Below are 7,103 nucleotides of genomic sequence, written 5' to 3' on the forward strand. Positions count from 1 at the left end.
TGGTGTAGAAGCACTTGCCGCCGGCCGCCAGCGCCAGGTGCACGGCGAACTCGCCGACCACCGTCTTGCCGGCGCCGGTCGGCGCGCAGACCAGCACCCCGTGGCCTCGCTCCAGGGCGGCACAAGCCTGCTGCTGGAAGTCGTCGAGCGCGAACGGCAAATCGGCGGCAAACCGGGTCAGCTCCGCGAGCCCGGTCACCGGAGCACCGTCGTGCGCCGCGAGCGTGGGCGAACTACCGGCCGCAACAGCGGGTCGTCGTGCCGACACGCTCCCCCGCAAACGGGAGGCGTCCCCAGCTCGCGCAGCGTAGGCCTAGGTGACATCGTCGTGCTGTCCCGCGGTGTACGACGGCTCGGGCATCGGGGTGGGCCGCTCGATGACCGACGCCTCGTCGTCGGGGATGTCGGCCCGCGCTTCGCGTTTGGCCTTGCGTCTGTCGTGCAGGCGGGAGATCTGGATGGCGAACTCGAGAAGCACCGACAACGCCACGCCGAGCGCCGTCATCGAGAACGGGTCGGAACCGGGAGTGAACACCGCAGCGAACACGAACATCGAAAAGATCAGGCCGCGCCGCCAGGATTTGAGCCGTGCATAGGTCAACAACCCGGCCATGTTGAGCATGACGATCAGCAACGGGAATTCGAAGCTCACCCCGAAAACGACCAGCAGGTTGATCAGGAAGCCGAAATACCGGTCTCCGGACAGCGCGGTCACCTGCACGTCGCTACCCACGGTCAACAAAAAGCCCAGAGCCTTGGCCAACACGAAGTAGGCCAGCACGGCCCCGCCGGCGAACAGCACCGCGGCAGGGACGACGAACCCGATCGCGAAGCGACGCTCGTTGCGGTAGAGCCCCGGCGTGATGAATGCCCAGAGCTGGTACAGCCACACCGGGCAGGCCATCACCGTCCCCGCGGTGAGCCCGACCTTGAGCCGCAGCATGAACTGGTCGAACGGTGCGGTGGCCAGCAGCCGGCACTGACCGTCGGCGCTGATGCTGGCCCGCGCTGACGCCGGCAGCGAACAGTAGGGATGGCGAAGCCATTCGCCCAGGCTTTCCAGTCCGAAGACCGAATGCGAGTACCAGACGAACCCGAAGATCGTGGTGATCACGATCGCGGCCAGCGAGATCAGCAGCCGCGTGCGCAGTTCGGTCAGGTGGTCGACCAGCGACATCGTCGCGTCAGGATTGGATCGACTGCGCCGGTTACGCGGATTGAGCCGCCTCAGCACGGCGGCGGCGTTCGCTGACACCGCTGAAATCTTGGTGGCGTTCACGACGCTGCGTCACTGGTGCCCGGGCACCACGGGGATGATGCCGTGCTATGCCGGGCGTGCTTCAGTGTGACCCTGCTCGGTAGCCGCGGGAGGGTCGACCCGCTGGGCCTGCACGGAAGTGGCGTTCGCAGACGACATGTCGATCGCAGACGCCTCCGATTTGCTCTCGCTCTGCATTTCGCGGATCTCGGACTTGAAGATGCGCATCGACTTACCCAGCGAGCGTGCCGCATCGGGGAGCTTCTTGGCACCGAACAGGACGACCACCACGACAGCGAGGATCGCCCAGTGCCACGGACTGAGACTGCCCACGTTGATTACCTCCAGACGTCCACCCGATGCTACCGCAGCGTGTCGCGGTACCGGCGTCTCCGCGTCCCGGCGTGGTAGGTGCCGATCCGGTCACGTCTGATCGTGCTGCTGGTAGAGCTCCAGGGCGGCCGTCGCGGTGTCCCGGACCCGGCGCGCGAGCGATTCCGGCTCCAGCACCCGGACCGCCGGGCCGAAACCGAGCACCAGACGGGTCATCCACTCGTCCGAGGCGTAGGTCATGACGGCCTCACACGATCCGTCAGCCAGCTCCCGAACCTCTCGCATCGGGTAATACTCGAGCATCCACGATGCCGAGAACGCCACGCGCAGCCTGGCCGACGGCAGTGCCGGGTCGGCGTCGAACAGCGACGTGTCCGGCGGCGCCTGCCGCGCCGGCTCCGGCGGAACAGACGGTTCGCCCCGGTCGGCCGCGTCCACGATCCGGTCGAAACGGAACAGCCGAACCCCCTCGGCATCGCGCGACCATGCCTCCAGGTAGCTGTGACCGCCGATCAGCAGCACCCGGATGGGGTCGACGACACGGCTGCTCAGGCTGTCGCGTGACGCCGAGTAGTAATCGATGGCCAGCGCATGCCGATCCTGCACCGCCGCGCGCACCACCGCCGCGACCCTGCTCTCCGCGGGCGCGGGCGTGCCGTTGGCCGCGGACGCACGCAGGGCTTCCTGCCCGACGGCGCCGGCCGCGGCCTCGATCTTGGCGATCGCGCTGCGGGCCGCTTCCGGATCGACGACGCCCGGGATGTCAGCCAGCGCTCGCAGCGCCACCAGAAGGCCGGTCGCCTCGGGCGAGGTCAGCTTCAGCGGCCGGTCGATGCCTGCCGAGAACGTCACCTCGATGGTGTCACCGGAGAACTCGAAATCGATGAGGTCACCCGGGTAGTAGCCGGGCAGCCCGCACATCCACAGCTGGTTGAGGTCCTCCTCCAGCTGCTCGTCGGTCACCCCGAGGTCGGCTGCGGCCTCGGCCCGGGTGATCCGCGGGTTGGCCTGGAAATACGGCACCATGTTGAGCAGCCGGACCAGCCGGGCCGAGACCGGGGTCACGAGCGGTCCACCGGGCCCGCGTGGGCGCGCAGCCGGCTCAGCACGTCGTCACGCAGCGACTGCGGCTCCAGCACGACGGCGTCCGGCCCGTACCCGGCGATGTCGCGCGCCAGCTGATCGGTCGATCCGATGTCCACCTCGATCACCTCACCGTGGCGGTCCCCCAGCCGGCGCGCGGCCGTCGACCTCCCGGCGCGACGCAGCCCGGTGGCCCGGCCTTCGGCGACCCAGAGCCGGGCCCGCTCGCCCGTCGTAACCTCTGCTGCGGTCCGGGCGATTTTCTGTGAAACGATGCCGCGCAGGTCCACGTCGCGGGGAACCGTGATCGCACCGGCCGGCCCGACCGGCGTGACCTCGGCCCCGATGCGCGACAGCCGGAAGATGCGTGTGTCGTCGCGGTCGCGGTCGTGCCCGACCAGATACCACCGGCCTTTTTCCGTCACGACGCCCCACGGCTCGACGGTGCGCGTGGTGTACGGTTCGGCCCGCGACGGGCGGTGCGGGAACCGCACCGCTCGCCCCGACTCGATCGCGGACAGCAGGACACCGAGAGCATCCTCTGACCCGCGCAGACTCGGCACACCTGCCGGCGAAGCGATGGTCACCGGGGCATCCGGATCGACATCGACCCCGGCGGCGCGCAACTTGAGCAGCGCACCCTGCGTGGCGGCGACCATCTCCGGGGACTCCCACAGCTGCGTGGCGACGGCGACGGCAGCCGCCTCGTCCGGGGTCAGCTGCACCGGCGGCAACGCGTAGGCCTCGCGGTTGATCCGATATCCCTCTGCGGGATCCAGGGCCGACACCCGGCCGACCTCCAGGGGGATGCCCAGGTCGCGCAACTCGTTCTTGTCGCGCTCGAACATTCGGGAGAACGCCTCGATGCTGCGACTGTCGGTGTAACCCGCCACGCTGGACCTGATCTTCTCCGCAGTGATGTAGCCACGGGTGGACAGCAACGCGATGACGAGGTTCACCAGCCGCTCGACTTTCGAGGTCGCCATTTGCCCGAGCCTAAAGCTTTCACGCGGCCGACGTCTCCCGCCACGCAGCAGACTGGCTACCTCGACTGCCCGGCTCCTCAGCACGCCGCTTCGCGGGCTACATCGTCGCCGGGCTACATGCTCGCGATAAGGCGCTTGACCCGCTCGTCGACCGCCCGGAACGGGTCCTTGCACAGCACCGTGCGCTGCGCCTGATCGTTGAGTTTCAGGTGCACCCAGTCGACGGTGAAGTCGCGTCCCGCGGCCTGCGCAGCGGAGATGAACTCGCCGCGCAGCCGGGCCCGGGTGGTCTGCGGAGGGCTCTCGACGGCATCGGCGATGTCCTCGTCGGTGGTCACCCGCGCCGCGAGGCCCTTGCGCTGCAGCAGATCGAAGACACCGCGGCCGCGTTTGATGTCGTGGTAGGCCAGGTCCAGTTGCGCGATCTTGGGGTCTGACAGCTCCATGTTGTAGCGGTCCTGGTAGCGCTGGAACAGCTTGCGCTTGATCACCCAGTCGATCTCGGTGTCGACCTTGGCAAAGTCCTGACTGTCGACGGCGTCGAGTTGGCGGCCCCACAGGTCGACGACCTGCTCGACCTGGGCGTTGGGCTCGCGGGTCTGCAGATGTTCGACCGCGCGGCTGTAGTACTCGCGCTGGATGTCCAGTGCGCTGGCCTGACGGCCCCCGGCGAGCCGCACCGGACGCCGGCCGGTGGTGTCGTGGCTGACCTCGCGGATGGCGCGAATAGGGTTGTCCAGCGAGAAGTCACGGAATGGCACGCCGGCTTCGATCATCTCCAGCACCAGTGCCGCGGTGCCCACCTTGAGCATGGTGGTCGTCTCGCACATGTTGGAGTCGCCGACGATCACGTGCAGGCGCCGGTACTTCTCGGCGTCGGCGTGCGGCTCGTCGCGGGTGTTGATGATCGGTCGGCTGCGCGTGGTGGCCGAAGACACCCCCTCCCAGATGTGCTCGGCACGCTGGGAGAGGCAGAACGTCGCGGCTTTGGGGGTCTGCAGCACCTTGCCGGCCCCGCAGATCAACTGGCGCGTGACCAGGAACGGCAGCAGCACGTCGGAGATCCGGGAGAACTCGCCGGCCCGCACGATCAGGTAGTTCTCGTGGCAGCCGTAGGAGTTGCCCGCCGAGTCGGTGTTGTTCTTGAACAGGTAGATGTCACCGCCGATGCCTTCGTCGGCGAGTCTTTGCTCGGCGTCCACGAGCAGGTCTTCCAGCACCCATTCGCCGGCGCGGTCGTGTGTCACCAGCTGCACCAGGCTGTCGCATTCCGCCGTGGCGTACTCGGGGTGGCTGCCCACGTCAAGGTAGAGTCGGGCGCCGTTGCGCAGGAAGACGTTGGAGCTGCGCCCCCACGACACGACTCGGCGGAAGAGGTAGCGGGCGACCTCGTCCGGGGACAGCCGACGATGGCCGTGGAAGGTGCATGTGACACCGAACTCGGTTTCGATGCCCATAATCCGCCGCTGCACGTAATCGAGGGTACTTGTTGGCGCGCCGCGGTGGTGGACAGGCACGCACCCGAGCCTCGGCGGTCGCGCCGGCGTTGTTCGTTTGCCGCGAGCGCGGTCGCCGGCGACGCCCTCGAAGGGGCAACCCCATCACCGGCACCATTCGAGCGACCCGCACTCGCGCACACGCCGCGACGCGTTGATTTTCGACGGCGTCGAAAGGCGCCGCCGCGCGTGATGATCTACCACGTCGCCGGGCGCGTAGCCGGGCGCCGCTCGGTCTGACCGCCGCGGCGCAAAGCCGCATGAACGCTTCGGCGAACAGCCGGTGCAGGCGTTCCGCCGACTCGGATCTCCTCACCTTTCGGCATCCGCCAAGGCCAGTCGTGGGTGGCTTCCGGCGGGTAACTCGTGTGCCCAATCCAGAATTCTTGAACCGTCCCCGATTTTGTGCGGACTTCCTTTGTGCTTGAGTTTCGCACCTCTGCGGGGGCTGCACCGCAAGCCAGTTCGTAGTCGCGGTATTCGTGGGGATCGGGTTGAGCTCGGCTGATGCCGTCGATTCAGGCGGCGATCACAGCGCGGCGGAGCTGGCGAGCATGTCTTCGAAGGCGGGTCGGGCCTCGTGGTCATACCAGGGCTCGGCGGCGTGGCGGGCCGTGAGAGTTGTTTGCCGGTTTGGGTTGGCCGGTTCGATCGACCAGCGCTCGGCGTAGCGGGCGATGATGCCCGCGGCGTCGGTGGCTTGCCATGATAAGCAGCGCGGACCAGGAAAACCTCCAGAGCGAGTGGGGCTCCAAGCCAACCCGCACTTTCACCTGGAAGTCTTCGTCATGTCACCACGCGCCACGACAACCAACGTCCGTGATCGCGACGACGCGGCCCGCCAATTCTGAGTCATGCACGCCCGCAGTCGAATCCACCACCGCGCTGGCGAGGACGTCACCGTCTCCGCCTATCGGCTCCCGGCGAGTGACCTGGACAGCCAGCGGCTATGGATTTGTGCGGTTATCGATGGGCTGATTCTGACCGGCGGAGATGACAGGCTGATTGCAGTATGTCTCTCGGGCGATCGTCACGAAATGGCCTGCGTGTGTGAGTGTCAACTCGGGATTCGCGTTTTTTACCCCTCGAGCGGCCTGTGCCGCGGTGTGTCCGTCCGCGATGTAGTCACAAACCTCGCGGGCCGCGGAGATCGCTGCGGACGGGTCCGGGAACTGGATACCACCGTTTTTGAGCTCATCGAGAAAACTGGAATCGTCGGCGTGGGCAGTTACCGGCGCCGCGAAAGTGGACATCGCGACCGCGATCAAAAGCGGCTTGACAAACTTCATTGCCACTGGTGCCTCCCTATCAACATCACGTGAGCCCGTTGGCTCCCTACGGCGAACCAAAAGACATCCTGGAAGCCTGGGTAGCAAACCCCAGGCACGGCGGAGGGAACACACCACCGCGGCCCGTCAACAGTGACCACGAGTCGTGCACGCCTTCCGCGCCGGGATCGGCCATGAACCCGGTACCTCAACCACCGATAGCGGCCGACAGCTCGGCGGGACAGTAGGTCTCCCCTGCAATCTCGACGAATTGGAGGGCGTTGTTGTTTGACAAGTGGTGGTTTCGGATTTTCAGTGCTCGCGCAACGACGGTCACCGGGCGCCCTTCCGAAAGATAGTTACAGATCCCCTTGGCCGCGGAGACGGCGTCCTGCGCGTCCGAGAACTCGATGCCGGCCCGATCCAGCTGACCGAAGAACACGGCGTCGTTGTTGTCTGCATGAGCCGATGCGGCCAAGCCGACTGCCATCACCGCACCAACCGTAGGCAGAACCAATCTCGTCGACCTCATGGTTGAACTAGTTTCATCGCCGCCGTCTAATTCCACTTAGACAGAAGGTAAAGGGAACATGAACATTGCTTATAGAGCTTCCGGCATCGCTGGGCCACCTCCCCGAAGAAGACGGCGGCAACTTTGTTTGCGGCCGTGCGGGACCCG

General features: G+C 66.8%; 8 protein-coding genes. All 8 read right to left on the bottom strand.

What is annotated here, in order from left to right:
• Positions 1-199 (bottom strand): DEAD/DEAH box helicase (locus AC2VOK_RS05200; protein ID WP_428899532.1); only part of this gene is annotated, 199 nt, incomplete at its 3' end.
• 114 nt (positions 200-313) lie between these two features.
• The gene (tatC, locus tag AC2VOK_RS05205; protein ID WP_421530600.1) at positions 314-1,177 is read right to left on the bottom strand and encodes a twin-arginine translocase subunit TatC; all 864 of its coding nucleotides are present in this window, start codon (positions 1,175-1,177) and stop codon (positions 314-316) included.
• 147 nt (positions 1,178-1,324) lie between these two features.
• The gene (gene tatA / locus AC2VOK_RS05210; RefSeq protein ID WP_428899533.1) at positions 1,325-1,591 is read right to left on the bottom strand and encodes a Sec-independent protein translocase subunit TatA; all 267 of its coding nucleotides are present in this window, start codon (positions 1,589-1,591) and stop codon (positions 1,325-1,327) included.
• A 90-nt stretch (positions 1,592-1,681) separates the two neighbouring features.
• On the bottom strand, positions 1,682-2,656 hold the full coding sequence (locus AC2VOK_RS05215) for a helix-turn-helix transcriptional regulator (protein WP_428899534.1): 975 nt from the start codon (positions 2,654-2,656) through the stop codon (positions 1,682-1,684).
• Positions 2,653-3,660 carry a helix-turn-helix transcriptional regulator gene (locus AC2VOK_RS05220; protein ID WP_428899535.1) on the bottom strand — a complete coding sequence of 336 codons (1,008 nt, stop codon included), beginning with the start codon at positions 3,658-3,660 and terminating at the stop codon, positions 2,653-2,655. Before AC2VOK_RS05220 ends, AC2VOK_RS05215 begins: the two co-directional genes overlap by 4 nt.
• Positions 3,661-3,773: 113 nt before the next feature.
• Positions 3,774-5,132, bottom strand: coding sequence for a Pup--protein ligase (gene pafA / locus AC2VOK_RS05225; RefSeq protein WP_343709839.1), 1,359 nt, complete (start codon positions 5,130-5,132; stop codon positions 3,774-3,776).
• Positions 5,133-6,103: 971 nt separating this feature from the next.
• Positions 6,104-6,445, bottom strand: coding sequence for a DUF732 domain-containing protein (locus AC2VOK_RS05230; RefSeq protein ID WP_343709840.1), 342 nt, complete (start codon positions 6,443-6,445; stop codon positions 6,104-6,106).
• A gap of 187 nt (positions 6,446-6,632) precedes the next feature.
• On the bottom strand, positions 6,633-6,914 hold the full coding sequence (locus AC2VOK_RS05235; protein WP_343709841.1) for a DUF732 domain-containing protein: 282 nt from the start codon (positions 6,912-6,914) through the stop codon (positions 6,633-6,635).
• Positions 6,915-7,103 lie beyond the last annotated feature (189 nt).

The sequence above is a fragment of the Mycobacterium sp. TH-M116 genome, from assembly GCF_057473685.1.